Origin of the sequence: Halomonas sp. MES3-P3E (assembly GCF_002836035.1) — a bacterium.
Lineage (GTDB): Bacteria > Pseudomonadota > Gammaproteobacteria > Pseudomonadales > Halomonadaceae > Vreelandella > Vreelandella arctica.
In genome coordinates, this window is record NZ_PJBT01000020.1 from 76,521 (window position 1) to 101,864 (window position 25,344).

General features: G+C 51.8%; 24 protein-coding genes and 1 riboswitch. Of the genes, 10 read left to right on the forward strand and 14 right to left on the reverse strand.

The genetic code is table 11. The features are described 5' to 3' along the window. Window positions 1-351: 351 nt before the first annotated feature. Window positions 352-2,241: a phosphomethylpyrimidine synthase ThiC gene (gene thiC, locus CXF87_RS06195; RefSeq protein WP_101145918.1), complete on the reverse strand. Its 1,890-nt coding sequence runs from the start codon at window positions 2,239-2,241 to the stop codon at window positions 352-354. Between the two features lie 27 nt (window positions 2,242-2,268). Next, window positions 2,269-2,952: a thiaminase II gene (tenA, locus tag CXF87_RS06200; protein ID WP_101145919.1), complete on the reverse strand. Its 684-nt coding sequence runs from the start codon at window positions 2,950-2,952 to the stop codon at window positions 2,269-2,271. A gap of 87 nt (window positions 2,953-3,039) precedes the next feature. Then, a riboswitch (TPP riboswitch) is annotated at window positions 3,040-3,199 on the reverse strand. Between the two features lie 426 nt (window positions 3,200-3,625). Between tenA and CXF87_RS06205 the strand changes: the two genes are divergently transcribed. The 3 genes from CXF87_RS06205 (at window position 3,626) to CXF87_RS06215 (ending at window position 5,873) form a co-directional block, all read left to right on the forward strand. After that, the gene (locus tag CXF87_RS06205; protein WP_101145920.1) at window positions 3,626-3,949 is read left to right on the forward strand and encodes a hypothetical protein; all 324 of its coding nucleotides are present in this window, start codon (window positions 3,626-3,628) and stop codon (window positions 3,947-3,949) included. Window positions 3,950-4,041: 92 nt separating this feature from the next. Next, window positions 4,042-4,815 (forward strand): FRG domain-containing protein, encoded by a 774-nt coding sequence (locus CXF87_RS06210; protein ID WP_101145921.1) that lies wholly within the window; start codon window positions 4,042-4,044, stop codon window positions 4,813-4,815. Between the two features lie 452 nt (window positions 4,816-5,267). Then, window positions 5,268-5,873, forward strand: coding sequence for a porin family protein (locus tag CXF87_RS06215; protein ID WP_101145922.1), 606 nt, complete (start codon window positions 5,268-5,270; stop codon window positions 5,871-5,873). Window positions 5,874-6,093: 220 nt separating this feature from the next. On the opposite strand, the gene CXF87_RS06220 is transcribed toward CXF87_RS06215, so the two are convergent. Further along, window positions 6,094-6,396, reverse strand: coding sequence for a putative quinol monooxygenase (locus tag CXF87_RS06220; protein ID WP_101145923.1), 303 nt, complete (start codon window positions 6,394-6,396; stop codon window positions 6,094-6,096). Window positions 6,397-6,456: 60 nt separating this feature from the next. Further along, entirely contained in the window at window positions 6,457-7,476 is a 1,020-nt protein-coding gene (locus CXF87_RS06225; RefSeq protein WP_101145924.1) for an NADP-dependent oxidoreductase, read from the reverse strand. Between the two features lie 107 nt (window positions 7,477-7,583). On the opposite strand from CXF87_RS06225, the gene CXF87_RS06230 reads away from it, so the two are divergent. The 3 genes from CXF87_RS06230 to CXF87_RS06240 all read left to right on the forward strand — a co-directional run bounded on the left by CXF87_RS06230 (window position 7,584) and on the right by CXF87_RS06240 (window position 10,924). After that, on the forward strand, window positions 7,584-8,468 hold the full coding sequence (locus tag CXF87_RS06230; protein ID WP_232774707.1) for a LysR family transcriptional regulator: 885 nt from the start codon (window positions 7,584-7,586) through the stop codon (window positions 8,466-8,468). A gap of 799 nt (window positions 8,469-9,267) precedes the next feature. After that, window positions 9,268-9,861, forward strand: coding sequence for a hypothetical protein (locus tag CXF87_RS06235; RefSeq protein WP_101145926.1), 594 nt, complete (start codon window positions 9,268-9,270; stop codon window positions 9,859-9,861). Next, window positions 9,848-10,924 carry a DUF262 domain-containing protein gene (locus CXF87_RS06240; protein WP_101145927.1) on the forward strand — a complete coding sequence of 359 codons (1,077 nt, stop codon included), beginning with the start codon at window positions 9,848-9,850 and terminating at the stop codon, window positions 10,922-10,924. Before CXF87_RS06235 ends, CXF87_RS06240 begins: the two co-directional genes overlap by 14 nt. 296 nt (window positions 10,925-11,220) lie before the next feature. Here CXF87_RS06240 and CXF87_RS06245 read toward each other — a convergent pair whose 3' ends face one another. From CXF87_RS06245 to CXF87_RS06260, 4 genes are read right to left on the reverse strand one after another with little or no spacing between them, the layout of a single operon-like run. Further along, window positions 11,221-11,784: a DUF6064 family protein gene (locus CXF87_RS06245; protein WP_198556018.1), complete on the reverse strand. Its 564-nt coding sequence runs from the start codon at window positions 11,782-11,784 to the stop codon at window positions 11,221-11,223. Next, on the reverse strand, window positions 11,781-12,740 hold the full coding sequence (locus CXF87_RS06250; protein WP_101145928.1) for an aldo/keto reductase: 960 nt from the start codon (window positions 12,738-12,740) through the stop codon (window positions 11,781-11,783). The genes CXF87_RS06245 and CXF87_RS06250 overlap by 4 nt, the downstream gene beginning before the upstream one ends. Continuing rightward, on the reverse strand, window positions 12,737-13,150 hold the full coding sequence (locus CXF87_RS06255) for a hypothetical protein (RefSeq protein ID WP_101145929.1): 414 nt from the start codon (window positions 13,148-13,150) through the stop codon (window positions 12,737-12,739). Before CXF87_RS06255 ends, CXF87_RS06250 begins: the two co-directional genes overlap by 4 nt. A gap of 51 nt (window positions 13,151-13,201) precedes the next feature. Further along, entirely contained in the window at window positions 13,202-14,023 is an 822-nt protein-coding gene (locus tag CXF87_RS06260; RefSeq protein ID WP_101145930.1) for an aldo/keto reductase, read from the reverse strand. A gap of 280 nt (window positions 14,024-14,303) precedes the next feature. Here CXF87_RS06260 and CXF87_RS06265 point away from each other — a divergent pair, with 280 nt between their 5' ends. Further along, window positions 14,304-14,747, forward strand: coding sequence for an ester cyclase (locus CXF87_RS06265; protein ID WP_101145931.1), 444 nt, complete (start codon window positions 14,304-14,306; stop codon window positions 14,745-14,747). 147 nt (window positions 14,748-14,894) lie between these two features. Then, the gene (locus CXF87_RS06270) at window positions 14,895-15,209 is read left to right on the forward strand and encodes an antibiotic biosynthesis monooxygenase family protein (protein WP_101145932.1); all 315 of its coding nucleotides are present in this window, start codon (window positions 14,895-14,897) and stop codon (window positions 15,207-15,209) included. Here CXF87_RS06270 and modF read toward each other — a convergent pair. Next, window positions 15,206-16,708 (reverse strand): molybdate ABC transporter ATP-binding protein ModF, encoded by a 1,503-nt coding sequence (modF, locus tag CXF87_RS06275; protein WP_101145933.1) that lies wholly within the window; start codon window positions 16,706-16,708, stop codon window positions 15,206-15,208. The two genes, CXF87_RS06270 and modF, sit on opposite strands and share 4 nt — an antisense overlap. 118 nt (window positions 16,709-16,826) lie before the next feature. Then, a complete protein-coding gene (ilvC, locus tag CXF87_RS06280; RefSeq protein ID WP_101145934.1) occupies window positions 16,827-18,299 on the reverse strand; it encodes a ketol-acid reductoisomerase in 1,473 nt (490 codons plus the stop codon). Between the two features lie 258 nt (window positions 18,300-18,557). Between ilvC and ilvY the strand changes: the two genes are divergently transcribed. After that, entirely contained in the window at window positions 18,558-19,436 is an 879-nt protein-coding gene (gene ilvY / locus CXF87_RS06285) for an HTH-type transcriptional activator IlvY (RefSeq protein ID WP_101145935.1), read from the forward strand. Between the two features lie 70 nt (window positions 19,437-19,506). Here the strand turns inward: ilvY and CXF87_RS21900 are convergent, their stop codons facing one another. The 3 genes from CXF87_RS21900 to CXF87_RS06295 all read right to left on the reverse strand — a co-directional run bounded on the left by CXF87_RS21900 (window position 19,507) and on the right by CXF87_RS06295 (window position 22,264). Beyond that, window positions 19,507-19,638 carry a putative transporter small subunit gene (locus tag CXF87_RS21900; protein ID WP_232774718.1) on the reverse strand — a complete coding sequence of 44 codons (132 nt, stop codon included), beginning with the start codon at window positions 19,636-19,638 and terminating at the stop codon, window positions 19,507-19,509. Window positions 19,639-19,709: 71 nt separating this feature from the next. Beyond that, window positions 19,710-21,362: a sodium:solute symporter family protein gene (locus CXF87_RS06290; RefSeq protein WP_101145936.1), complete on the reverse strand. Its 1,653-nt coding sequence runs from the start codon at window positions 21,360-21,362 to the stop codon at window positions 19,710-19,712. Window positions 21,363-21,703: 341 nt separating this feature from the next. After that, the gene (locus CXF87_RS06295; protein ID WP_101145937.1) at window positions 21,704-22,264 is read right to left on the reverse strand and encodes a manganese efflux pump MntP; all 561 of its coding nucleotides are present in this window, start codon (window positions 22,262-22,264) and stop codon (window positions 21,704-21,706) included. Window positions 22,265-22,853: 589 nt separating this feature from the next. Here CXF87_RS06295 and CXF87_RS06300 point away from each other — a divergent pair. Continuing rightward, window positions 22,854-24,263, forward strand: a complete 1,410-nt coding sequence (locus tag CXF87_RS06300; RefSeq protein WP_101145938.1) for a GGDEF domain-containing protein — start codon at window positions 22,854-22,856, stop codon at window positions 24,261-24,263. Here CXF87_RS06300 and CXF87_RS06305 read toward each other — a convergent pair. Continuing rightward, the gene (locus CXF87_RS06305; protein WP_101145939.1) at window positions 24,260-25,219 is read right to left on the reverse strand and encodes an AraC family transcriptional regulator; all 960 of its coding nucleotides are present in this window, start codon (window positions 25,217-25,219) and stop codon (window positions 24,260-24,262) included. The two genes, CXF87_RS06300 and CXF87_RS06305, sit on opposite strands and share 4 nt — an antisense overlap. Between the last annotated feature and the right edge of the window lie 125 nt (window positions 25,220-25,344).

A 25,344-nucleotide genomic window follows, 5' to 3' on the forward strand; every position in this document is an offset into this window, starting at 1 on the left:
AAAGGGCTTAAGCTCGTCGCTCTGTGCCAGCGGTGGCGCATCACAGAACGTAATAAACGGATTCTATTATCCTATTATTATTAATTGTGATTTTGATTTAGGTCAATTAAATACCGACTAGTCGGTATTTAATTGATAGTATTTGCTATGAGCTGGGTAGCTATACCAAGGTTTTTTTCGTCACTCTCAAATGTTAAATGAGCTACGTTGCGCAAAACTACTGTTAAGCCATACTTTTGGGGCAGCGCTAGAAAACAAAGGAGCACACAAGCGATGGGAGGTTGCGGCCATTTTTTAGCGCTCCCCAGGGAAAAGCCGCAGCAAGCAGTAAATTATCGTGCGTTGGTAGATTTAAACTTCCTGATACAGCTCACTCCCTTTGTTGCGGAACTTCTCCGCCTGCTCCTCCATGCCTTTCATCACCGCTTCCTGATCACCGTTCAGGCCGTGCTCATTGGCATAGTCACGCACTTCCTGGCTGATCTTCATGGAGCAGAACTTCGGCCCGCACATGGAGCAGAAGTGCGCCACCTTGGCGGAATCCTTCGGCAGGGTTTCATCGTGGTATTCACGGGCGGTATCCGGGTCTAGCCCCAGGTTGAACTGGTCTTCCCAGCGGAACTCGAAGCGCGCCTTGGAGAGGGCATTATCACGCCGCTGCGCTGCCGGGTGACCCTTGGCAAGATCCGCCGCGTGGGCGGCAATCTTGTAGGTAATGATGCCCGTTTTGACATCATCTTTGTTTGGCAGACCCAAATGCTCTTTCGGGGTGACGTAGCAGAGCATGGCGCAGCCAAACCAGCCGATCATCGCCGCCCCTATGCCAGAAGTAATGTGGTCGTAGCCGGGGGCGATATCCGTCACTAGTGGGCCAAGCGTATAGAAGGGCGCTTCGTCGCAGTACTCCAGCTGCTTGTCCATGTTCTCTTTCACCAGGTGCATGGGCACGTGGCCGGGGCCTTCGATCATCACCTGCACATCATGTTTCCAGGCAATATGGGTCAGCTCACCGAGGGTCTTGAGCTCCGCCATTTGTGCTTCGTCGTTGGCATCGGCCACCGAGCCGGGGCGCAGGCCATCGCCTAGTGAAAACGCCACATCGTACTGCTTGCAGATCTCGCAGATCTCCTCGAAATGGGTATACAGGAAGCTCTCCTGGTGATGGTACAAACACCACTTGGCCATGATCGAGCCGCCGCGGCTGACAATGCCGGTGACCCGCTTGGCGGTGAGCGGCACATAGCGTAGCAGCACCCCTGCATGAATGGTGAAGTAGTCCACACCCTGTTCGGCCTGCTCGATCAGCGTATCGCGGAAGACTTCCCAGGTGAGGTCTTCGGCCACGCCATTGACCTTCTCCAGCGCCTGATAGATAGGCACCGTACCAATCGGCACCGGCGAGTTGCGCAGAATCCACTCGCGGGTTTCGTGGATGTTCTGCCCGGTGGAGAGATCCATAATGGTATCCGCGCCCCAGCGGATACCCCAGGTCATCTTATCCACTTCCTCCTCAATGGAAGACGTTACCGCCGAGTTACCCAAGTTGCCGTTGATCTTGACCAGAAAGTTGCGGCCAATGATCATCGGCTCGCTTTCAGGGTGGTTGATGTTGTTGGGGATAATCGCCCGCCCGCGGGCCACTTCTTCGCGCACGAACTCTGGGGTGATCTCCTCCGGCAAGCTGGCGCCAAAGCTCTGGCCTTTATGCTGGTGGCCCAGAATCCGCTCAACTTCAGCGGTACCCAGCGTTTGGCGACGCTGGTTTTCGCGCAGGGCAATAAACTCCATTTCCGGGGTGATAATGCCCTGGCGGGCGTAGTGCAGTTGGGTCACGTTTTGGCCCACTTTAGCCCTGCGCGGGGTGCGGGTTAAATCAAAGCGCAGCTGGGCAAGAGTGGGGTCGTTGGCGCGGCGGTTGCCGTACTCAGACGTAAGGCCTGATAGAAATTCGGTGTCGTCCCGCGCTTCGATCCAGGCACGACGTAGCTCCGGTAAGCCACGGCGTAGATCAATTTGGGCATCGGGGTCGGTGTAAGGGCCGGAGGTGTCGTATACCAGCAGCGGCGGGTTCTCTTCATCGATGCCGGTGGTTTTGGTCGGTGACAGGGTGATCTCCCGAAACGGCACACGGATATCCGGCTGGGAGCCTTCGATGTACACCTTCCGTGAGCCGGGCAGCGGCTGAATGGCGGCGGCATCGACCTCGGCGGTTTCGGCTAGAAAATGGCTTGTTTTGCTCATTGGTAGGTTCCTTTTAGTTGTTAGTCATTAATGTCTGAGGTCTTCATCTATTAGCTCTAGGCCCATCTGCCAGAAGTCGATTTCCAGGCGAGTGGCATCGCGGAAGATCTTGCTCAGTTCGGCAAAGCGGGCGGGAGTAACGTCGGCAAGGCGGGCATTCAGCCATTCAAGCTCCGCCTGCATGGCGGCCTGAAACTCCTCGCCTTCGTACATGGCAATCCAGGCGTCATAAGGGTTTTGTGTGCCGCGCAGGGTGGTAGGCTGGGCGTTGAGCCAGTTGGCGATTTCGCCGTAGCCGACCAGACAGGGAGCCAGCGCCACATGCAAATCAAGCAAGTCGCCTCGGTTGCCGGTATCCAATACGTATCGGGTGTAGGCAAGCGTTGCGCGGGCTTCGGGAAGCTCCTCCAGTTCTTGCTCGGAAATCCCCCACTCCTGGCAAAAGCCCACGTGCAGACCCAGCTCCACATCGACAATGGCTTTTAAGCCTTCGTGGGCTTGGCGAAGATCGGCGAGGGTGGGGCTTTTATAGGCAGCCAGCGCGTAGGCGCGGGCGAAGTGGATCAAAAACAGGTAGTCCTGCTTTAAATAGTGGCGAAACGACGCTTCAGGCAGCGTGGCGGTGCCTAGTTGGCGCACAAAATCGTGCTCAATATAGGCGCGCCAATCGTCCTGGCAGGCGGTGGTGAGATCAGTAAAGCGGTAGCCCATGTTGCCTCCGGTAGTAATGATCCGGAGGGCAGGCGGGAAAGATCGAGAAAATGGCGCAGAGAGGTGGCGTGCAATCGTGAGAGCTAGCCATGGCCATCGCTTGATCCCTACGCCGGTACCCGTGCAGCGAACTTATGAAAGCCGCAGCACATTAGCCGGATCAGGTTCAGCGGGACCAGCGCTCGGTAGCCAAAAGCTCACCCTGCGCCATCTCAGCCGGATATCACCGGCACCCCGTCAAGCTGTTCGTTGGTGGAGTGTAGGAGGTGGGTGGGGTGGATGCAAGGGCTTGTTGTGGGGTTGGAGAACCACCTAAGGACATTTGTTTTGGATGGACTGCCGAAATTTTCTTTGCTACCTGTAGAATCAATGGGGTAGAGTTAATTTTGGTAGCTGTTTAGTCTCAATCAATATGCCCTTTCGTTCATCGATATCATGCAGTGGGGCTTAGAATCCCTGTTATGCAGGAAGAGATGAATTTGGACGAGAGAACGTAATGAATAGTCCGAGCAAGAATTTCATAGAAGCATGTTTGCACACCTTGATAATCGTACACCTTTTCACCTTCCAAAATGAATTGGCGTCAAAAGTTTACTTTTTTTCCTGGCTTTAGTTTTTTGCTTGTTAACGTTTTTACGGCAGAATATTTTCCTAACTTGTTAGAATTGGCTGGATGGTCGAAAAAAAAATCTTTAGGACAATAGCTGATGTTCTTGCTTTAGCTTTTTCTCTTTATCTTGCATACGGAACCTCGGTTCTAGCCCCGGTAATGCAGTTTTTATTAAAGACACAAATAGAACAGACTAGTTCTATTCCTCCTGGTTTTGATCAAGAAGGAATAGAGAGGAGTCAGGAGCTTAATAGAAAGATGATAGAGGTTTGGGGGAACTTAGAAGTGGCTCCTTTTGACTTGAGTGTAGTTGCCTTCGGTATTCTTTTTTATGTTATATCCAGAGGGTTCTGGGGGCTATGGCTTTTATATAAAAGGTTTGCATAATTAAGTCGCGCCATGCGGACGTACTAAAGTCCGACGATGCGCTTCTCGTTATGCTTTATGAATCGGTCGAACCTTTAGATTAGAGATATAGAATGGAAAAAAACTGGGAGAATTATAAAAAGTGGATTGCTGAAGCTACTCGTATAGGGCAACGATATTATTATCGTGGGCAAAGTGAAGTCTCGTGGAAATTGAAAACATCATTTCACCGAAATTCAGAGCTAAAGGGGATATCACTTTCTCATTATTTTGATAAAATAATGAAAGATGTCAATTATCAATTTGCTGCTTTTGATGCGCCCGTTAACTTTCAAGATAATGTGGAATATTTAACCTTTCTGGGCAAGTTACAGCATCATGGTTTTCCTACGCCATTGTTAGATTGGACGTTGTCTGGTTATGTGGCAGCATTCTTTGCTTTCAAAGGCGCTCCTTTGAAAGCAAAGCCTAGCGACAAGGTGTCAATATTTATTTTTGATGTTAAAAGATGGAGTCAACAATTTAGCTCTGAAACCAGCTTTCTAGCTAACGAAGATTTTGTTAGCGATTTTGCAGTATATGCAACTGGTAATCAGAGAATGGTTAGGCAAATGGCGGTAACTACCGCGACCAACGTTTCCGACCTTGAGAGTTTTATAGTACAAAAAGGCCAACAAGTTGGAGTCCAATTTTTGTGGCGTTATGACATGCCAGCTTCAGAAAGAACCATCGTCATGAAAGAGTTAGATTCCATGGGTATTAACGATATGACTCTTTTTCCAGACTTTGATGGCTTATGTCAGCATTTGAAAGAGATGCATTTCACAAGTCAACAGCAGATAATACCACCGCCACCACCACCATCAATGCCAAAGCATGACCAATAGTTGCAGTACGTTCCGGCCCTAACGGGCCTCTACTGGACCGGTTTGCTGCGTTGCCGCACTCGACCACTGAACATTGGCGTTATGCATACTGAAATGACTCGTTGCATCTTCTTCCTTTGGGGGCTGTTTGCCACACCTGTAATCAGTACTTCGCAAGAAAAGCTGAAAGACCTGTATTGGAGTCTCCAATTTTTTCGGCACCTGAGAGCGGGAATGAAGTAGAAGAATGAGGGCCAACTCCTCTGCCTTCCCGGTAGTGGCGCTTTTGTAACAAAAACTTACCTACCGTAACCGGATCTTCCTTGTTATCGAAAAGTGTTTTTCCTATGGTTGATACGTGTGAATCAAACGACTGTCACATTGCGTGAATCACGGCAGGATAGCCTTTCAATACCATGAACCATGACGATTCATAGAATCGTTCATAGCAAGTCGTCACAAGGAGAATACACGTGAAACTCAGAACCCTACTTACCGCCTCGTTTGCCTCTACCGCTCTGCTGGCTGCGGCACCTTCGGCATTCGCCGCACCCAATGCGGATGGACTCTATTTGGGTATCGGTACCGGTTTCAGTTCGCTGGAGAATGACGACGATGATGTCGACAATTTCATCTCTGATGGCGCTGAAGACTTTGATCTGGATGATGACGAAGACAACGTCTTCAAAGGTTTCGTCGGCTACGAATTCAATCCTTACTTCGCTACCGAAGTCTTCTATGCCGATCTGGGGCGTACGCGCCTGAAGGGTAACAGTGACGCCAATACCGATTTGGAATCAAACGCCTACGGGGTGAGTCTGGTCGGTCAATTGCCCATCACCTCCTGGTTTACCGCCTTCGCTAAGGCCGGTGTGGCCAAGTGGGAAACCGACGTCGACGGTAACCTTGGTGGTGCTAGCGTTGATCTTGAAGATCAGGACGGCACCGATCCGGTCTACGGTGTCGGCGCGCAGTTCAACTTCGATCCCTTCCTGGTCCGTACTGAATACGAGCGCTACGACTTCGACAGCGACTATCAGATTGACACCTTTACCGTATCAGCAGGCTTGCGCTTCTAACCGTCAGTTTGTTTTTCCATGTGTGATATCAGCGCCGGGGCTCGCCCCGGCGCTGCTGTTTTATCTCGCGCAACCCTCACATACTTCCAGGCGGTACGCCGCCAGCATTGGTAAGGTACTGATGATCATGGGTGAAAGGAGAGATGTGCTTTTCACAGCGGGATCAAGTCGATATGCATCTCGCACCAGCTTCAAATGCCTAGTGCGTTTACAGGCTTTTCTAATCCTCCATGAGGTCTCGTTCATTCAATGCGTCGTACTTGCGGATATCAGCGCGCATCCTCCCGCTCCATTGGTTAACAAATAGTTCGGTCTCGTCGGCGTTTAGATGAGCAGTCAGTGCAGCTTGATCAGCCCAACGCTCCGACAAGAGCAACCGTCCAGTATCCGCGTCATCCACTGCCGCGTCATAAGAGATGTTTCCGTCACGTTGTCGCGTGACGTTGGCAAGTGCTTTTAGGTGAGTCATAAATTGCGCTAAATCAGCCGAGGCGACGTATAAGTATCCGGTAACGATGAGCATGCTTTTTTCCTCATAATACCGCCGTTGGAGCAAGGAATTGCTTTGATCAGCGGCAACAATTTACTGCTTAACGATAAGCACGACCTTGCCTTGAACGCCGCCTTGCATAGCTCTCTGATGCGCAGCCGATGCTTCTGCCAACGGATAGGTACTGTCGGTCACGACCCGAATGGTACGGTCGTCGAGCAAGCGACCGGCCTGCGCCAGCAGCATTCCGTTTGATTGCACCTGTAGCGAGGAAACCGTAATCCCTAGCCTGTCGGCTTCATCCTTGGCAGAAAAGCCCAAGGGGTTGACCAGAAAGAGCGAGCCGCCTGGTTTAATGATGCTGAGGAAGCGCTCCATGTTCGGGCCACCCACAGCGTCAAGCACCAGATCCACGTCATGTGCGACCGTTTCTGCGGCTGCCTTGGTGTAATCAATGAAGTCGTCAGCACCCAGCTCTCGAAGCAGCCCTTCATGCTTGCCTGAGGCAACCGCGATCACACGCGCCCCTTTCCATTTAGCGACTTGAACCGCTAGATGCCCCACGCCACCGCCAGCCCCATTGATCAAGACGGTCTTGCCTTCGAGCGGGACAGGCACATGCCGAAATGCCTGGAATGGGTTGAGCCGGTCATGACCAGGGTCAACCAGAAATTGCCAGGCAGTAAGCAATGACATCGGGGCACCTGCTGCCTCGACATGAGAAATGCTCTTTGGCTTCAACGCTAATTGGCTTTCAGGAACGCTGACATATTCGGCATAGGCGCCGCTGCCCTTCATCAAATCTTCAGGGAAACGAACCATTGCAAAGGTGTGGTCACCTACGCTGACCTTGGAAACCTCGTCGCCAACGGCAGCAACGACGCCTGACACATCAGTGCCTAATATCAGCGGAAAGTTGGGGCTAGGCTGCCATTCTGGCGGTAGCGCCCGATAGCCGTCACGCAGGTAAAGGTCTGGTGGGTTAAGACTTGCCGCATGCACTTGGATAAGCACTTCACCGGCTTGTACTTCGGGTCGGGGAGTATCTTCGTAAAACAAGACCTCAGGGCCACCGAAACTATGCAGCTGCACTGCTTTCATCATGTCGTTCATCACAACCTCACTCAAGAATAGTCACATGGCAAATAGTAAGGAAGTTCCTTGTAATTGATAATGGTGCGTAGATTCGTTTTAATAGTTCCATGAAGGAACAAATCGGATTGGAACGCCTTACGGGGCTTATCGCATTTGCACGCGCCGGCTCTTTAGGCAGCTACACCGCTGCGGCGCGCTCGCTGTCTGTTTCGCCCTCTGCGATCAGTAAAAGCATCCAGCGGTTGGAGCGTCACTTCGGCGTCTCTCTTTTCACTCGTACGACACGCTCGCTGTCTTTCACGGCCGAGGGTCGCGACTTGCATGGACGTGTGCTAGAGCTACTGCGCCAGGCAGAAGAGATAGAGCAGGTAGTGAAGTCTGCTCGTTCCGAGCCCGCAGGCACATTACGAATTGCGACATCACTTCCACTGGGACTGCACCTGATTACTCCTGCTATTACGGATTTTCGAACACGCTACCCGAAGGTGATGATCGACCTGCGGCTGAGCGACCACATCGTCGGTATGGTTGAAGAGGGCATTGATCTTGCAGTACGGATCGGTGATCTTGCGGATTCGTCACTTTTGTCCAGGCGACTCTCACCTTACAGGCTCTCTTGCTACGCTTCGCCAGACTACCTGACTAGGTTTGGAGCTCCCGAGCATCCAGATGAACTGATGGGGCACGAAACGATCAATTTGCGCTACCAAAGTACGGGGCAAATGTTTCGGTGGCCGTTCCGGATCGGTGGGAAGGAGGTCGAGATAGTGCCACCTTCCCCTGTTATCGTTGATTCAAGCGAAGCCGTCATAGCCGCTATGACAGCGGGGGCAGGCATTGGTATGGCTGCAAGTTTCATGGCTGCCCCGCGGGTTAGGCGAAAAGAACTGGTACCAATCCTGCCCGCTTTCGACGTAGAGCGGCATAATATTGTTGCACTATGGCCACAGAGCCGTCGCACCAACCCTGCTGTACGCGCCTTTATCGATATGTTGATCGAAAGGCTTTGAATACCTAACACTTGATACACACAAACCTCTGGAATCAGCGAACAGCAGTTTTGCATCGCTTTCGGCATCGTTTCAGCGCTTCGCAACATTCCAGCATCGCGCTCAATAAGGGTGCGCCAATCTTACTGGCAGGCGGTGGTGAGATCTGTAAAGCGGTAGCCCATGTTGCCTCTGGTAGTAATGATCCGGAGGGCAGGCGAGAAAAATCGAGGGAATGACGCGGAAGGTGGCGTGAAATGAAGCCGTGGCCATCGCTTGATCCCTACGCCGGTACCCGCGCCGCTCATTATGTGAGCAGCGCATTAGCCGGATCAGGTTCAGCGGGACCAGCGCTTGGCAGCCAAAGGCTCACCCTGCGCCATCTCAGCCGGATATCACCGGCACACGTCAAGCTATTAGGAGCCTCTGAGTAACGTAATGAGCGAAGGCTAAACAAGGCGAAATTGACCTAAAAGGCGGTGTTTAAACGGGGGTAAATGAGCATTTTTAGGACAAGTTCAATGCCGTATAGGCAAGCGCAATAGTTAATCATGAGGTTCCTTCGTGAGTGAAGGGTAGGAGGCGGGTAAGTGAGGTGCAAGAGGGGGATTGGAGGTGACAAATCGTGCAAGCATCGAATTTTGAGTATATTGCCAAAATTGGCTTTGCTCTGAAGTGGAATAGTAGGGTACAGTCAAATTTAGTAGATGCATAACTTCAGTCAACGATCCGCCGCATCATTGATGTTATGGAACAGGGCTTGTAATAATTATGATGGCCATTCAATAAAATTATCAAATCAGCAGGTTAAAGAATTGAGATGGATGAGGCTGAGCTAAAAGAGTTTATTGACTCAAACAATGAAGTGGAAATCTATTACAAATATCTAATTGGCCAGGATGTGTGGTATTTTCAACGAGATGGAGGTGAGTTTAGTGCAAATTATGATGAATTTAAAAAATTTATTTCTACAAAATTAGATGTCCCTTTTAATAATATTTCTATCGTTGGTAGTGCAAAAACAAAGTATAGTTTTTCTCCGAAAAAGAAATTTAAGGAGTTTGATGATAGGTCCGATTTTGACTTAATTATCGTTTCTAATGATTTGTATAAAAAGATATGGTCTGCTTATAGAGAAATATCACAGCAAAGTTATTTGCAAGGCTTTCAGTGGAAGTGTGCAAATATATTTAATGGGTTTGTTAGCATAAAAGATTCGGACCAGACATACGGAAATGATGTGCTTCAAGATTGGCAAAGAAAGGTGCGAACTTTCAAAGCAGATCTTCAGCTTAAATTTAAAATATACCACGAAATAAATTATCGCATTTACTCCGACTGGGAGTCAGTACAAGACTACCATGTGAGAGGGATAGCAAAACTTAAGGGTGAAATAAATAATGAAATTAATTGATTCAATTGATATCCAGCCTCAAACCGTTAAGTGGTTATTCGACCTACATAATAAAGGCTTATTGATTGTCGATAATTCTTTTCAAAGGAACTATGTTTGGACAAAGAAAAACCAAGTTCAATTAATTGAATCTATATTGATGGGCTATCCAATCCCAGAAGTTTATCTTTGGAATACAGGGACGGACGAAGATTCTGGAGATACTTGCTATTCGATAGTTGATGGGCAGCAAAGAACTGGCGCAATTTTTCAATATATAGCTAATTCCTTTAAGTTAAACGAGTCAGCTCTGAATGAACTTAATGAATGTTTTGGTAGGATTAAAAATAGGCTTTTCAAAGATTTAGACCCCAGTGATAAGAAAGCTATTTGGGCTTATGTGTTCTCTATAAGAGTCATTAGAAATAGTGTGAGAAGAGAAGATATAGTTACTATGTTTTTAAGGCTAAATAGTAATAATATGACTCTTAATCCTCAAGAGCTCAGAAATGCTGAATTCGAGGGTGAGTTTATGAAAGTCACATCATATTTGTCAGAGCTAGATTTCTGGACTGAAAATTCCTTGTTTGGAATAGCTGATCGAAGACGTATGCGTGATATTTCATTTATAAGTACGCTGCTAGTTTTTATGAAGCAAGGCATTCAGGAAGATATAAGAAATGATAATTTAAATACTATATATGACTTGTATAATGATAGCTACCCTTCTAAAGATGATGATATAGAAAGGTTTAGGTCTGTATTGGACGAAATAGGAGTCGTGATACAGGGAAATAAAGAGAGAGTTAAGATTCTCAGGAGACAAGTGCATTTGTATAGCTTGTTTACTGCTGTTTATGAGTTGACAATTGATCAGCTAAATCTCTCACAAAGGCAGGTGGAAAATTATCGCGACTTTATTGATAATTATGATAATGAAGAGTTGCTTGAAAGATACTTTTCTGATTGCATTAAAGAGATATATCACTATAAATCTCTTGCTAAAGAAGGTACACGGGATAAAGGGAATAGACTGGGTAGGCATGATGCTATTAAGCAAGTGCTGAATTCAAAAAGGCAATGATAAGCCATAGCATAAAGCGCTTTGCCTGCTGCAGTGCTGGGTATGCGGGAGTCAGTTCAAGAAAGGAGGAATACCCCTGTCGGTGTTCGTTCCTTATCTGGCAAGATTCAGCTTTAGCTTTTCGGGACCCAGTTCGATGTTGATGGAAAGGGCTGGCCAACACCATTCCCCATTGAAGGTGCTGCCACGTTATCGCTTGGCCTTGATGCTTTTCCAGACTAGCCCAACCAGCGCAATCGCCAGTACGGCGAACAATACCGTGGTGCCTGACGAATCCAGCGCTTGCAACGTCAGGCCTAAACGACCAGCCAGAGCGCTCTAATGATGGCGGCGATCCAAAGGGCGAAACCCCGAAGCATGATAAGCACCATGCCCAGCGTGAAAACCGCAGTGGGGTCGGCATGAATGCCGAACACTTCTGCCTGATACCAGGAGCCGCCGCTTAGCGGCGCCATCATCGGCATGATGATCAGGCCGAAGAGGGTGATGGCGGTGCCCATAACGACGGGTGGGCTGGTGCGGCGCGAGGCTTTATCCATTCCCCAGCCCGTTATCGCCATCACTACCAGCAGTACGGTTTGGGCGATGAAAGCGTCGCCAACATAGCCCCCGGCCCAGTTAAGTTCTGCATAGAGCTGAAAGAAAAACGCGAAGGCGACGAAGGCCCAGAGTGGGGCGGGTAGCAGGCAGGCGATTTGCGTACGCTGTTGCAGCGCCAATACAAGAGTGGCAGCGCCTAGGGCGAGGGTCAGCAGATGCAGTGGCCAGAAGGTTTCGCCCATACGCTCCAACAGGCGAAAGTAAACATCCGCCGTGAAGGGAATAAAATCCTGCAGCTGGTAGCTCGTCCACGCGTTCATAGTGACTCGATATAGGCGGCCATCCGCTGCCGAGCATCGGGTGAGGGCATGGGAGTGTAGCCAGCGCGCATATTCTCGTGCAGGTGCTCGACCTGGGTGGTGGCGGGTATTGCACAGGTGATCGCCGGGTGGCTAACGATAAACTTTAGCAGAAAGTCCGCCCAGGTTGTGCACCCGCATTCAGCGTTGGCCCATTCGGGCAATGGCGGGTTACGACGTTTGAGATTTTTGATCAGGCTGCCGCCATCGTAAGGGCGATTGGCGATCACGCCGATCCCACGCTCTTCTGCCAGGGGCAGTAGCCTGTTTTCTGCTTCGCGGTGGGTGATGTTGTAAGTGAGCTGAACGAAGTCGATGTCCTCTGACGTCATGATCTGCTCCATCTCGCTGTGGCGGCGCCCGTGCGAGGTGGTGATGCCGACATGGCGGATGATGCCTTCGGCTTTCATCTCATGCAACGCTGCTAAGTGCTCACGCCAGTCGGTCAGATTATGCACCTGCACCAGGTCGAAGTTCTCCACCTTCCAGCGCTCTTTAAGCTCCGCTACCTGCTCGCGGGCTGAACCACCGGCGGGGCTCCAGACCTTCTCGGCGGAAAACAGGCTTTCGGGCGTGCCAAGCTGTTGCAGGGCATAGCCCATGACGTCCGGCGCCGAGCCATACATGGGCGAAGAGTCGATCAGGCCACCGCCATGCTCAAAGAATGCCTTAACCACCTCGGTGCGGGCATCGAGCAATTTTGGGTCGCTGCCAACGTTGAAGGTACGCCAAGTGCCCATGCCGATAACGGGCAGCGTTTTGTCCGTACCTGCAAAAGTCTTCTGACGCAGCCCGCCGGTGTTGGCAAAAAGCGATGCGGTGGGGAGCACCATGACGGCGAGCGTGGCGCCGATGAGCGTAAGGCTTTGTCTGCGCGTGATGCGATGCTTGATGCGATGCTTGATGAGAGGGTTCATAGCGGTCGCTCCTTCCGATTTTTTTGAATCGGCACCGTGGCAGCCAACACCAGCACAAAGCAGGTCAGTACAAATACCTTATTCACAAACCAGTTGGTACGCCAGATCGTCCACTCTGGGTCGGCGAGAAAACCGGCGAACAGGGTACAGATGATGAGGATTTCAATGACGGACATGCCTACCGCCAATGCGCGCGTATAGCGAGGCCTTGCGAGCAGCGCCCAGCCCAGCCAGACGTGCGCCAGTGGCCACAGATCCCAATAGATATAACGTGCCCAGGGCTCGCCGTATGCCAGCGAGTAACCCATGGGAAACAGGTATTTGATGAATAGCGTCCACGCCGCGAGTATAAACAGCAGGTGGGCGAGGAAGCTGATCCAGGCGTTGGGTTGTGGGGCGGGCAGTGACATGACATCGCTCCTGTCCTGTTCCGTTAATCCTGGGCCGTTAATGGCTCCTCCTCACACCATCTGCAAAGACTGCTTGCGCGTTGGCGGAGGATAGGTGGCGTCGATCTGGGCCAGATCATCGGCGTCGAGTCTAACGTTATCTGCCTCAGAGTTCTGTTTGAGGTGCTCCAGATTCACGGCTTTAGGAATAGCAATCACACCGGGGTGGCGCAGTGCCCAGGCAAGGGCGACTTGCGCGGTGGTGGCGCTGTGTTTGTCGGCGATGCGTTGCAGGGCGATGTCATGCAGTAGCGCGCCACCTTGCCCGATGGGGCAGTAGGCCATGAGCGGCATGTTGTGTTGTGCTTGCCAGGGCAGCAGGTCGTATTCAATGCCGCGTGCTTCGGGGTTGTAGAGCACTTGATTGGTGGCGCAAGCAGGCGCGTCGAGCTCAGCTAAGTCGTCAACGTCAAAGTTCGACACGCCCCAGCGCAGAATCTTGCCCTGCTCGCGCAGCCGTTCGAAGGCCTCGACCGTTTCGCTCAGCGGGTACTGGCCGCGCCAGTGCAGCAGGTATAGATCGATAGTGTCGGTGCCCAATCGGCGCAGGCTGCGCTCGCAGGCGGCTTGAACACCCTTGGCGCTGGCGTTGTGTGGGTAGACCTTGCTGACCAGATACACCTCATCGCGCCGGTTGTGGATCGCTTGGCCCACGATTTCTTCAGCGCCGCCCTCGGCATACATCTCGGCGGTATCGATCAGCTTCATGCCTAGATCTAGCCCCTCACGCAGCGCCCTGACTTCAGCCTGCCGCTGCCCGGCATTCTCGCCCATATGCCAAGTGCCCTGGCCGATACGGGGTACGCTTACGCCGCCTAGTTCGATCGTCTGCATATCTCACTCTCCTAGTGTATTTCCTGCAGTGATGCTGCTGTGACTGCCTGCCATCATCGCCGTTCGTGGATCAATTGTAGAATATCCATATCGAAAGCCACCCCATTTGAGAAGCACACCGGTGATTTTGCTGGCGCTATTCCGCGTCGTACATCTCCAGCGGTATTATCGAAATGGGCCGCTATACTGCCAAATACCCCTATTAAACGTTGGCGAATAACGACCCGTTGGAGGCGTGTCAGCGGGCGCCTAGCCCACTGATCCTCAACAGGAGGCTCACGTGTCAGAACAACATAAAGCTCATATTGCAGCTTTTCTCGACCGTGTTCTCACAGCCGGGGAGATTTCCGCCACTGGTGAATACTTCCATGAAGATATGGTGGAAGAGGTTCCGTTTCCAAGCCAGGGGCCAGGCCTTGCAGGTCTCATGGAAACGTTAGTCGAACTGCGAACAGCCTTCCCAGATATGCGCTGGCGCGTCGAGGAGCAGATTGCAGAAGATAACCGCGTCTTAACACGCTTCGTTTGGGAAGGAACTCAGCGAGGTGCTTTTCTGGGAATACCACCGACTCACCGTGCCGTCAGCGTGTGGGGCATGGTCATTGATCAGTTTGAAGGGGAGAAGGTGAAGTCCACCCGCATTCTTATGGATACGATGGGCTTAATGCAGCAGCTTGGGGTTTTACCCGGTGTGCCTGAACAAGGTGACGACCCTGCGGCGTAACGGCCTTTAACATCTCGTATAGGAATCCAAGAAATGAATTCTGACATCGTTGCGGAAGCTGATCGTGCCACCCTTGATGGACGATGAACTCAATGAGATTTTCAGCTAATCTCGATTAACGCAGACGTAACGCAAGCAGAGGATTGAATGGCCATCGCTAACACCCCCAGCCCACCTTATTACGCGGTTATTTTCAGCTCTGTGCGCACCGAGGGAGATAATGGATATGGGGCCATGGCTGACAGAATGCTGGCGCTGGCTGCCGAGCAGGAAGGCTTTCTGGGTATTGAGTCAGCGCGTGAGGAGGTGGGGATCACCGTGTCGTACTGGGCAAGCGAGGAAGCCATCAAGCAGTGGAAGCAGAACGCTGAGCATCTTGAAGCCCAGCGCCTGGGGCACAAAGCGTGGTACGCCGAATTTAAAGTCCGAGTTGCCAAGGTCGAGCGGGCTTATGGCATCTAGTGATTCTTTTCCAGCGCTAAATAATGCTCGATGCCTGAGATTTGGTCTTCCGCGTGATGGTTGACGTAGAGCACGGTGGTTTCTGAGCCTTGGCAGATTTTTTCGATCAGGGCGAGGACGAGTTGGCGGTTGATGTCGTCCAGGCCAAGGCAGGGTTCGTCTAGAATCAGCAGGGGCGGATGTTTGACCATGGCGCGTGCAATGAGCAGCAGGCGCTGGTCGCCGTAAGAGAGCTTGTTAAACGGCTGGTCGGCGCGGTCTTGCATGCCGAGTAGTGCCAGCCACTGGTCGGCAATTTTTTTCTGGCTGTCGGTAGACTTGGTGTACATGCCGATGCTGTCGTAGAAACCGGAAATAATCACGTTTTTGCAGCTGGTGCTCACCCGATATTCCCACTGCAGGTTAGTGGAGACATAGCCGATAAACTGTTTAACCTGCCAGATGCTTTCGCCGTTACCGCGCTGGAAACCAAACACGAAAATATCGTTGGTATAGCACTGCGGATGGTCGCCGGTGATCAGCGATAAAACGCAGGTTTTGCCGCTACCGTTAGGGCCGCTCAGCTGCCAATGTTGGCCCCGTTCTATCGTCCAATCGAGCTTATCGACAATCACCGTGTCGCCGTACTGGATGGTCGCTTTGGTTAGTTTGACTAATGGCTGGCTCGGGTCGAGAGCGGGGAGCTTATTGGTGGGGTCGGCCTCCGGCACGCTTAGATCGGTGGTTTTTAAATGCAGTAATTGGTAGAGCTCATTGAAGGCGGCGTCGTCCTGACGGTCAACCGTGAGCTTCAGGCGGCCTTTGTCTCCACGCTGTTTAACCGAACGGTCTTTATCCCCCCGTTTTTTATCTAAATAGGCCACATGGGTGATGAAGTCTGGCATTTCATCAAAGCGGTTTAGCACCATGACCATGGGAACGGTGTCGATGAGTGAGGCTAGATGTGCTTGCAGCATGGCGAGGGTGTCGACATCCAAGCCATCGAACGGCTCGTCTAAAATAAGTAAATCAGGCTTGTTGGCCAGTGCGCGAATCAGCATGACTTTACGGGTTTCGCCGGTGGAAAGTTTGCGAAACGCACGATCTAGCAGTTTGCTTAGGCCAAATTTTTCGACCAGGGATTGGGCAAGTTCAGTGTCTTGGCAGTGGTCGAAAATCATTTCACTGACGGGGGTGCCGAGTGAAATGACGTCCATAATGTCGGCGTCGTCTTTCTTCAACTCCTGGGCGATGAGCTCCGCCTGGACTTCAAAAGAGACGATTTCCACGTTGTTGGGAACGCCTTGAATGCTGCCGCTCTGAATGTCACCAATGCCCGCGAGCGCAGCCGCTAGGGCGGATTTACCTGCGCCATTGGGGCCAGTGATAACCCAATGTTGTTCTGGCGTAATGGTCCAATCAATCTCGCTTAGCGTGAAACGATCATCAAAGCTGACCGTCGCTTTTGATAGGCGGATACGGTTTTGGTGAATATCGTCTAGGCGGGTTAACGAATCCATTACTGTCTTCCTTATGCTGTTCGAGGAACAAAAAAGCCGAGCATATCGTGGTGATATCTCGGCTTTTTTTGGCGGCCTAGGTGTTGAAGACCTGAACGTCTATCGGTTAATCAGGCGATTAAACGATTTTTTTCATGTCAGCCATATAGCCACGAAGAACCGAGCCAACGGCTTCTACGGGGTGTGAACGAAGGGCGGTGTTAACTTCGATCAGGCGTGCGTTATCAACACCGTTGTCGTCGACATCCAGGCCTTTACCGATCACGTCGGATTTGATGCCTTTCATAAAGTCTGCCAACAGCGGTACGCAGGCGTGGTTGTAGAGGTAGCAACCGTACTCCGCAGTATCCGAGATAGTCGCGTTCATTTCGTACAACTTCTTACGTGCGATGGTGTTCGCGATGAGCGGTGTTTCGTGTAGCGACTCGTAGTAAGCAGACTCAGCGATGATGCCTGCTGCTGTCATGGTTTCGAAAGCAAGCTCAACGCCGGCTTTCACCATTGCCACCATCAAAATGCCGTTATCGAAGAACTCTTGTTCAGTGATTTCGACATCGCCAGCGGGTGTTTTCTCGAAGTTGGTTTCAGCGGTTTCGGCGCGCCATTTTAGAAGGTTCGCGTCATCGTTCGCCCAGTCTTCCATCATGGTTTTAGAGAAGTGGCCGCTCATGATGTCGTCTTGGTGCTTGTTGTACAGCGGACGCATGATCTCTTTTAACTCTTCAGAAAGATCGAACGCTTTGATCTTCGCTGGGTTAGAAAGACGGTCTAGCATGTTCGTTACGCCGCCGTACTTCAGCGCTTCGGTGACGGTTTCCCAGCCGTATTGAATCAAACGAGAGGCGTAGCCCGGGTCGATACCTTCTTCGATCATCTTGTCGAAGCACAGCAGTGAGCCCGTTTGCAGCATGCCGCACAGGATCGTTTGCTCACCCATCAGGTCGGATTTCACTTCCGCGATGAAAGAGGACATCAGCACGCCCGCTTTGTGGCCGCCAGTACCGACCGCGTAGGCTTTTGCCAGCGCAAGGCCTTCACCTTTGGGGTCGTTGTCTTCGTGAACAGCGATCAGGGTGGGAACACCGAAACCACGCACGTATTCAGCGCGAACTTCAGAGCCTGGGCACTTCGGTGCCACCATGATGACGGTTAAGTCATCGCGCACTTTCATGCCTTCTTCCACGATGTTGAAACCGTGAGAGTAAGACAGGCAGGCGCCTTCCTTCATCAGCGGCATCACTGTGTTCACTACCGAGGTGTGCTGCTTATCGGGGGTGAGGTTCAACACAACGTCTGCAGTGGGGATCAGTTCTTCGTAAGTACCTACTACAAAACCGTTTTCAGAGGCGTTTTTCCAAGACTGGCGCTTTTGCTCAATGGCTTCCGGGCGCAGTGCGTAAGAAACGTCCAGGCCGCTATCGCGTAGGTTCAAACCTTGGTTAAGACCTTGTGCACCACAGCCGATAACCACCATTTTTTTGCCTTTCAGCGCTTCGACGCCATCAGCAAACTCAACGGTGTGCATGAAGCGGCATTGTGCTAGCTGAGCCAATTGCTCGCGAAGCGGTAAGGTATTGAAATAGTTAGCCATCGTTAACATCCTAATTTTATGATCAATGTGTCGATGTAAGGTACACCGATATTAAAAAGGGTGACACCGTCGCTAGGAATGAGCGCTAGCGCCATGTCTGTAAGAGCATGTCTTTAAGAGCATGTGAGTAGGGCTAATGTATACAAGTACGACTCTTTCTTAAATTGATATATTTGCAATAACACGTCCCATTTTTAGCAACGGTCGGTTAGTATTCGGATATTGCCATGAGCGCAGTCGCGGAGCGCCGATTTTATTATGAATATTAAACTGTTAAAGCAATTCCTCGCCCTGGCAGAAACGCTGCATTTCGGGCGCGCCAGCGATGAGTGCCATATCAGCATTTCTGCGCTGTCGCGCAATATTCGTCATTTAGAAGACGAGCTGGGTGTGCCGTTGTTTAATCGCGACAATCGAACCGTGGTGTTGACCCAGGAAGGCCAGAAATTTCTTAAATACGCGCGCGATACCAGCAGCCAGTGGAACTTGATCCGCCATGAGTTAACCGACAACGCTGATCAATTAAGCGGTGAAATCAGCTTGTACGGTTCCGTCACCGCTAGCTACAGTTTTCTATACGAGCTGCTGCGCCGCTTTCGTATTGCCTATCCTGCAATTGAAATAAAGCTGCGCACGGGGGACCCGGAACACGCGATTGCGCATGTGCTGGATGGTAAAGAAGACCTCAGCATCGCGGCACGCCCCGCCAACCTACCTCGGGGGTTAGCCTTTAAGCCCATTGCGACGTCGCCTTTGTTATTTATTGCGCCGCTTGAGCAGCAAGTGCCGAACGTTCCCACGACTTCGCCAACCGCATCGGAAGAGTGGGCGAGTATCCCAATGATCTTATCGGAGAGCGGTGTCTCAAGAGCGCGTGTAGACGAATGGTTCCGCCAACGCGATATCGCCCCGCGCATTTATGCACAGGTCACGGGTAATGAGGCGATTGTGAGTATGGTGAGTTTGGGCTTCGGCATTGGCGTGGTGCCAAAAATTGTGCTCGATAACAGCCCATTGGTGGATCGTATTCGGGTGCTCGACGTGACGCCGGAGCTGGAACCCTACGATATTGGCTTGTTTACGTTGAAGAAAAACTTAAAAAATCCGCTGGTCGATGCTTTTTGGAGCTTGATGTAGGCCTATAAGTCACGGCAGTCCTTTGCCGCACTTATTTCCCCTACTACTTGCTCATCTATGAATAGCTATGTCACACCAGCTCACGCTTATAACGTCGTGCAATGCGGATGTCTTTGACGGTGGCGATGCCGATGATCGCGAATATGGCGAGTGATATTAACGGCCAGATCAGTACGTATAACGCCAAGATAAAGGTTTGCATGTGCTTTCCTATTGTCTGGCTGGTGCGCTTGGCGCACCAGCGGATGAAGTGACTCGAACGTAACGCCGGGCTTAGCCTTGTGTAGCAGGCTTGGCCGGATCGTAGTTGATCACTTTCTGATCGATCTGGGAGAAGTCGAACTTATTGGAGCTCATCAGGCTGACGCCGATGCAGACAATGGTGCTGACGCCGTAGGCCATTAAGGAGGCCAGTAGCACCGTGTAGTCCCGCAGGAATCCGACGCAGAAGTAGGCCAGCACGATGGCGCAGAGTGTGCCGAAGACCAAGCCAACCCGGCGTCCGCAGAACCCGAAGGCCATTAAACCGAGCACTACACCACCGCCGACGGCGGCGAGTAGTTCAAACAGCCCCGCAGTGACGCCAATCATCGGTACTAGCTCGAATCGTGCGACGCAGAACATCACCAAGCCCGCGATCACCGCAGAGGTGAAGGCCTTGTTGGTCACGCGATCCCAGAAGCAGCTGGCGATAACCGGGAACACGATCGCGCCCCAAAGAGCACCAACAAAGACCAGCATGATCAGTATGTCCATCGAGAAGCTGGCGAGAATCACCCCAATCAGCGTTGCAACGATCATGGTCAGCCTGCCGATAAACAGCATCTTGGTCGGGTCAGGTTTGTTTTTGGCGATGTTCTTGCCGTACACATCGGCCATCACAATCGCCGACATGGCAGAGAGGTCCGAGTCAGCAGTAGAGGAGAGCGAACCGATCACCAGGATAAAGAACAGCCCGATAAACACTGGCGAGAGGTACATCGAAACCATCTGCGGGATCAGGTTGTTCATGTCGCCACCAATGGGCTCCATGCCGGTCATCAGCGCCATCAAGCCAATCATGCCCAAACCGATAACGATCGCACCGTAACCAATGGTCGCGGTGATAAAGGTCGGTTTGATATGGTCTTCACGAACGGCAAATAGCCGCTGGGAGATGGTCTGGTTGCCAATCGCGTAAGCCAGCACCGCCACAAAGAAGGGCGCACCTTGATTGAGAATCGCGTCCATCGAGAACAGGTTGGCTTGTTCTGGCGTAAGGAGACTCATGCCATCTGACAGCGTTTCTGGGCCACCGAGGGCGAACATCACCGCTGGAATAATCAAAATGGCTACGGCCATCATCGCCATTAGCTGGGCGAAATCCGTCAGCACCGAGGCGCGGAAACCTGACCACAGCGTGTAGGAGAGCACGCCGACCCCGGCAATCACCACACCGGCCTGAAACGAGAGAGGTGAAAGCACCGAGACCAGCGCGCCAGAAGCCGTGAAGTTCACCATCAGACTGATGATGCTACCCAGAATGTTGGAGGAGGCGAGAATCAACTGGCTTGAAGAGCCATGGCGGGCATGGATCAGCTCACCGAGGGTGTGCGCGTTGGGCGCCAGTTTGCGAAAGCGACGGCCAAAGGGGTAGATGAACAGAATCATCAACGCGCCCCACAGCCCGTAGTGCAAAGGGCCGGAAATGCCGTAGGTGTAACCCGAGGTAGCGGCGCCGTAGAATGAGGCCGCCCAGATCCAAGTGGCGGTCATGCTGGCAGCGCCAAGGCCAAAACCGATCTGGTGATTGGACACCATGAAGGCGTCGGTATTCTCCTTTTTCTTCTTGATCAGCAGAGTGAGCAGGTAAGTGCCGCCATAAAAAGCCGCCAGCAAGGCGAGCACAGTCAGAGTCGAGAATTGATAGAAATTTTCTTCGTTCATTGAATACCCGTAGGCTTTGCAGCCCTAGCATCCTAAATGGCAACCACAGCTCCCTTTACGGGGTGGCCGCGACAGGACGTAAGTAAAAAACAGAACATCTTTCTAGGTATGTCTGTAGCGAGATGAGACTGCGGTTGGCAGCCTGGTCGTGCAAGTTCAGGCGTTGGAAGCGCCTTAATAGAGGGGCCGGATTAAACGCGCGCAGAAAGCTGCAATAAAGCAGCAGCAAAGCGCTGAGAGGATCAATCCGGATGGGCTACCCTACTCCCTAAGGCTTGAACAGTACAGGTAGACGCGCTAACGAGCTGGGGAAGTAGGAAGCCTGAAGGGGAGGGAATTCTTCAAAAAAACGCGGTGTGTTCTGCCAATACTGCTAAACCAATACCAATCAATACGACGCCGCCAATCAACTCCGCCCAGTGGCCAACAAACTTGCCGAGTTTGTGGCCCAGGAAGGTGCCCATGGAAGCCATGACGGTGGTGGCGAGGCCAATCGCTAAGCTGGTGGCGACAATGTTGGCATCAATAAATGCAAGGCTGGCGCCCACGGCCATGGCATCAATACTGGTCGCCGTGGCGGTTAACACTAATAGCCACAGTGTTTGTTTGCGCTGTTCTATCTTGTCGTCTTTTTTGAGTCCGGCATACATCATATGCAGGCCAATAATCGAGAGCAGCGTAAAGGCCACCCAGTGATCCCAGGCCTGCACATACTGCTGCGATGCCTTACCCGCCGCCCAGCCAAGTACCGGTGTTATTGCTTCAATCACGCCAAATACCAAACCAATACCGATAGCATGCCGGAAACGGGGCTTTTTCAGCTCGGCGCCTTTGCTGAGGGAGGCGGCAAAGGCGTCTGCCGACATGGAAACGGCCAGGAACAACAGGGTGAAAGGCGTCATGAAATATGAACTCGCTCGCTGAAAAAGTACCGCGTAGAACCCCGTCAGTATGAAAGCAGAATCCATACTTGAGTTTAATCGTCGGGTATTTAATAGTGCTGAATCCTATCAGCTTTTAATAAACAAACAAGGTGGTTTTATAAAAATAAAGTTTGAAATAGCGAACTAACATAGCCTTGGCTAACAATGTGTGTGCTAGCTGATTTTGTTGCCTTTTTTAATGTTGTATCTACTTTGGTTAATAGGCTCGGTTTTTTAATGTTTAAGATGGTGTTAATTATTTTGTGGGTTTTAAATCATGGCTTAAATGTTTTGATAGACGGCCATGTTTGGTTGTTTAAGCTAATAAGGTTAAGTGCTGTTATTTAGCTGCTCGCTGTGCAAGCACTTGGTCGTCACCGCCGGGCAGACAAAATCATGCTTCACCATTGGGTGCTCGTGTTACAGTATGTACTCACTGAATTTCCGCCGGTATTCGCTAGCATGCTGAGTATGGTTGAAACAGTGCTATTAAGTGAAAGTCCCCATGAAGCGGGCATTTTCTTGATCTTTTCTGCTGTTACTTTGAGCTAAATAAGTAGAGATTAATATGCGATTAGCGGCGTTTATTCGGGCTGAAATTGAGGCGATTCTGCTTGATTGGGAACGATTTTCTAAGACCCTCTATCATGCTAAGAATATGGACAGGGAGAGTCTGCGCGATCATGCCAAGGAAATGCTGTTGGCGATTGCCGCTGATATCGATTCACCTCAGGATGAGTCCGCACAGGCTGCTAAATCGAAAGGGGGCACACCAAAGGGCGAGGAGGAGACCTGGGCAGAAGTGCACGGTGGGGACCGGCAGAATAGCGGCTTCACCGTTATTGAAACGGTATCTGAGTTTCGGGCGCTGCGCGCGAGCGTGGTGTCGCACTGGAGTAAAGCGCACCCAACGCTTGCGGGCCAACGGCTTGAAGATCTCACCCGTTTCCATGAAGCGATAGACCAGGCCGTCGCAGAGTCATTGGAGCAGTACGCTACCGAAAAAGAGATGGAAACACGCCTGTTCGGTGCCATTCTGCTCGCATCCCCAGACCCAATTTATGTATTGGATCTCGACGGTCGGTTTATCTATGCCAATAAGGCCACTGCCGATTTGTTCGCGATGGCGCCTGAGGCGATTATTGGTAAATCCACATTTGACCTTGGCTTTTCCTTTGCCTCTGACTTTCAGCGCAATTTGGATAAGGTCATTGCTGAACAGACTACTTTTCGCGGTAAGTTTGCCCATACCTTTGCTTCTGGCCAGGGTGAGCGGTTCGAGTATCTACTTGCCCCTGTGCTTGATGAGCAACAAGACACTGAAGCGACGGTGTGCATTTCCCGCGATATTACTGAGCAGGCCATTGCGGAAGAGAAAGCATGGCATAACGCCCACTATGACCTTTTGACCGGCTTGCCGAACCGGCGCCTTTTTCTGGACCGGTTGGAACAGGAAATCAAACATGCCAATCGCCGTAGTCGGCCTCTTGCGCTGCTCTTTATGGATCTCGATGGCTTTAAAGACGTCAACGACTCGCTTGGCCATGAAGCGGGTGACCGCATACTGTCTGATGTGGCGGAACGCCTTGCCGACTGTGTGCGAGCCAACGATACGGTGGCACGTCTAGGTGGGGATGAATTTACCGTGATTCTCACCGGCGCCGAGCAGCGCAAAGATGTAGAACTTGTGGCGCAGACGATCATCGATGCCCTGGCGATGCCATTTCACATGGGGCAACAGCGCATTCAGATTTCCGTCAGCATTGGGATCGCGTTTTATCCTGGCGCCGCCTCCTCTCCCGATGCGTTGTTGGAAGCCGCGGATCAGGCGATGTATCAAGCCAAAAAAGCCGGTTCTAATCAGATGTGTTTTTACGACACGTTCGATAAAACAGGTGCCGATGCAGCCAACGTTTGCCTGCATAGTGAGTTTGCTTCCCCATCAACTGCGTTAGATACCCATAACGCTGCCGACTAAGCGGGCAGCGGTGCTGCTCCGGCTGCACGCAACTGGCTAACATCTGCCCGCGGTGGGGCTCCAAACATGCGGCTATATTCGCGGCTGAAGTGGGAAGGGCTTTCATAACCTACCCGGTAGCTTGCGGTGGCTGCTTCCAACCCTTCGGCCAGCATGAGCCGCCGCGCTTCGTGCAGGCGTAGCTTCTTTTGAAACTGTAGCGGCGACATACGGGTGACTTGCCGGAAGCTGTGGTACAGGGTTGATTCGCTCATATTAGCGACTGCCGCCAGCTCGCGGATTTTTAGCGGCTGGGCGTAGTGTTCATTAAGGGCGTAGATGACCCGCGCAATGCGGTTAGCCTGGGAGTCCGAGGCGGTAAACCGACGCATGTGAGGCCCCATTGCACCCATCAGTGCCCGATAGATCAGCTCACGACGGGCCAGGGGCGAAAGCACCTTAATATCTTCAGGAGCGTCGAGCAGGCTTAAAAGTCGGTAAAGCGCGCTCTGCATACGTGAATCCATCGGGGCCGACTTTAAGCCGCAGTCCATCTCGGGGCAGATAGTGTCATTCCCCGCGGGCGGCGCTGTGTCGCCCAGTTCCAGTATCAGTCCCGCTACCTCCTGAGGATTCACCGACACCTTTACCGCCAAGTAGGGGCGTTCGGGAGTCGCATGGTCAATCCTGCCTACCACCGGTAGATGAACGGCGCTCGCCATGTAGCTGGGGCCGGTGTAGACGATCTCCTTGTCACCCAGTAGCACGGTCTTGCTGCCCTGAATGACAAAGCACAGGCATGGCTCGTATACGGCACAGTGAAAGCTGGTGGGGGCGTCAGCACGCACGAGTTGCACTTCGGCAATCGCCGTATCCTGGAGCTCTTCCAAGGGCGTCCAACGGCGGGCGATTTGGCTCAGCTGCTGGGGCAGGCTGTCGCTGAAATGGGCGATCTGCTCAGGCACGATAACGGTCAATGGCTCTCCTCCCTAATAGCTCGAAGTATATGCTTTCGCTTCACCAATCGAATGCTTTTTCATGTGTTTTTGCAGGTTCAGGCAAGCACCTCGCAGAAACCGGCAATCCACACTGAGTGTCATCA

What these genes read in the sequence shown, in the direction of transcription:
- thiC (WP_101145918.1), bottom strand. Translation starts at nt 2,241, where the DNA reads ATGAGCAAAACAAGCCATTTTCTAGCCGAAACCGCCGAGGTCGATGCC.
- tenA (WP_101145919.1), bottom strand. Translation starts at nt 2,952, where the DNA reads ATGGGCTACCGCTTTACTGATCTCACCACCGCCTGCCAGGACGATTGG.
- CXF87_RS06205 (WP_101145920.1), top strand. Translation starts at nt 3,626, where the DNA reads ATGGTCGAAAAAAAAATCTTTAGGACAATAGCTGATGTTCTTGCTTTA.
- CXF87_RS06210 (WP_101145921.1), top strand. Translation starts at nt 4,042, where the DNA reads ATGGAAAAAAACTGGGAGAATTATAAAAAGTGGATTGCTGAAGCTACT.
- CXF87_RS06220 (WP_101145923.1), bottom strand. Translation starts at nt 6,396, where the DNA reads ATGCTCATCGTTACCGGATACTTATACGTCGCCTCGGCTGATTTAGCG.
- CXF87_RS06225 (WP_101145924.1), bottom strand. Translation starts at nt 7,476, where the DNA reads ATGAACGACATGATGAAAGCAGTGCAGCTGCATAGTTTCGGTGGCCCT.
- CXF87_RS06235 (WP_101145926.1), top strand. Translation starts at nt 9,268, where the DNA reads ATGGATGAGGCTGAGCTAAAAGAGTTTATTGACTCAAACAATGAAGTG.
- CXF87_RS06240 (WP_101145927.1), top strand. Translation starts at nt 9,848, where the DNA reads ATGAAATTAATTGATTCAATTGATATCCAGCCTCAAACCGTTAAGTGG.
- CXF87_RS06245 (WP_198556018.1), bottom strand. Translation starts at nt 11,784, where the DNA reads ATGAACGCGTGGACGAGCTACCAGCTGCAGGATTTTATTCCCTTCACG.
- CXF87_RS06250 (WP_101145928.1), bottom strand. Translation starts at nt 12,740, where the DNA reads ATGAACCCTCTCATCAAGCATCGCATCAAGCATCGCATCACGCGCAGA.
- CXF87_RS06255 (WP_101145929.1), bottom strand. Translation starts at nt 13,150, where the DNA reads ATGTCACTGCCCGCCCCACAACCCAACGCCTGGATCAGCTTCCTCGCC.
- CXF87_RS06260 (WP_101145930.1), bottom strand. Translation starts at nt 14,023, where the DNA reads ATGCAGACGATCGAACTAGGCGGCGTAAGCGTACCCCGTATCGGCCAG.
- CXF87_RS06270 (WP_101145932.1), top strand. Translation starts at nt 14,895, where the DNA reads ATGGCCATCGCTAACACCCCCAGCCCACCTTATTACGCGGTTATTTTC.
- modF (WP_101145933.1), bottom strand. Translation starts at nt 16,708, where the DNA reads ATGGATTCGTTAACCCGCCTAGACGATATTCACCAAAACCGTATCCGC.
- ilvC (WP_101145934.1), bottom strand. Translation starts at nt 18,299, where the DNA reads ATGGCTAACTATTTCAATACCTTACCGCTTCGCGAGCAATTGGCTCAG.
- ilvY (WP_101145935.1), top strand. Translation starts at nt 18,558, where the DNA reads ATGAATATTAAACTGTTAAAGCAATTCCTCGCCCTGGCAGAAACGCTG.
- CXF87_RS21900 (WP_232774718.1), bottom strand. Translation starts at nt 19,638, where the DNA reads ATGCAAACCTTTATCTTGGCGTTATACGTACTGATCTGGCCGTTAATA.
- CXF87_RS06290 (WP_101145936.1), bottom strand. Translation starts at nt 21,362, where the DNA reads ATGAACGAAGAAAATTTCTATCAATTCTCGACTCTGACTGTGCTCGCC.
- CXF87_RS06295 (WP_101145937.1), bottom strand. Translation starts at nt 22,264, where the DNA reads ATGACGCCTTTCACCCTGTTGTTCCTGGCCGTTTCCATGTCGGCAGAC.
- CXF87_RS06300 (WP_101145938.1), top strand. Translation starts at nt 22,854, where the DNA reads ATGCGATTAGCGGCGTTTATTCGGGCTGAAATTGAGGCGATTCTGCTT.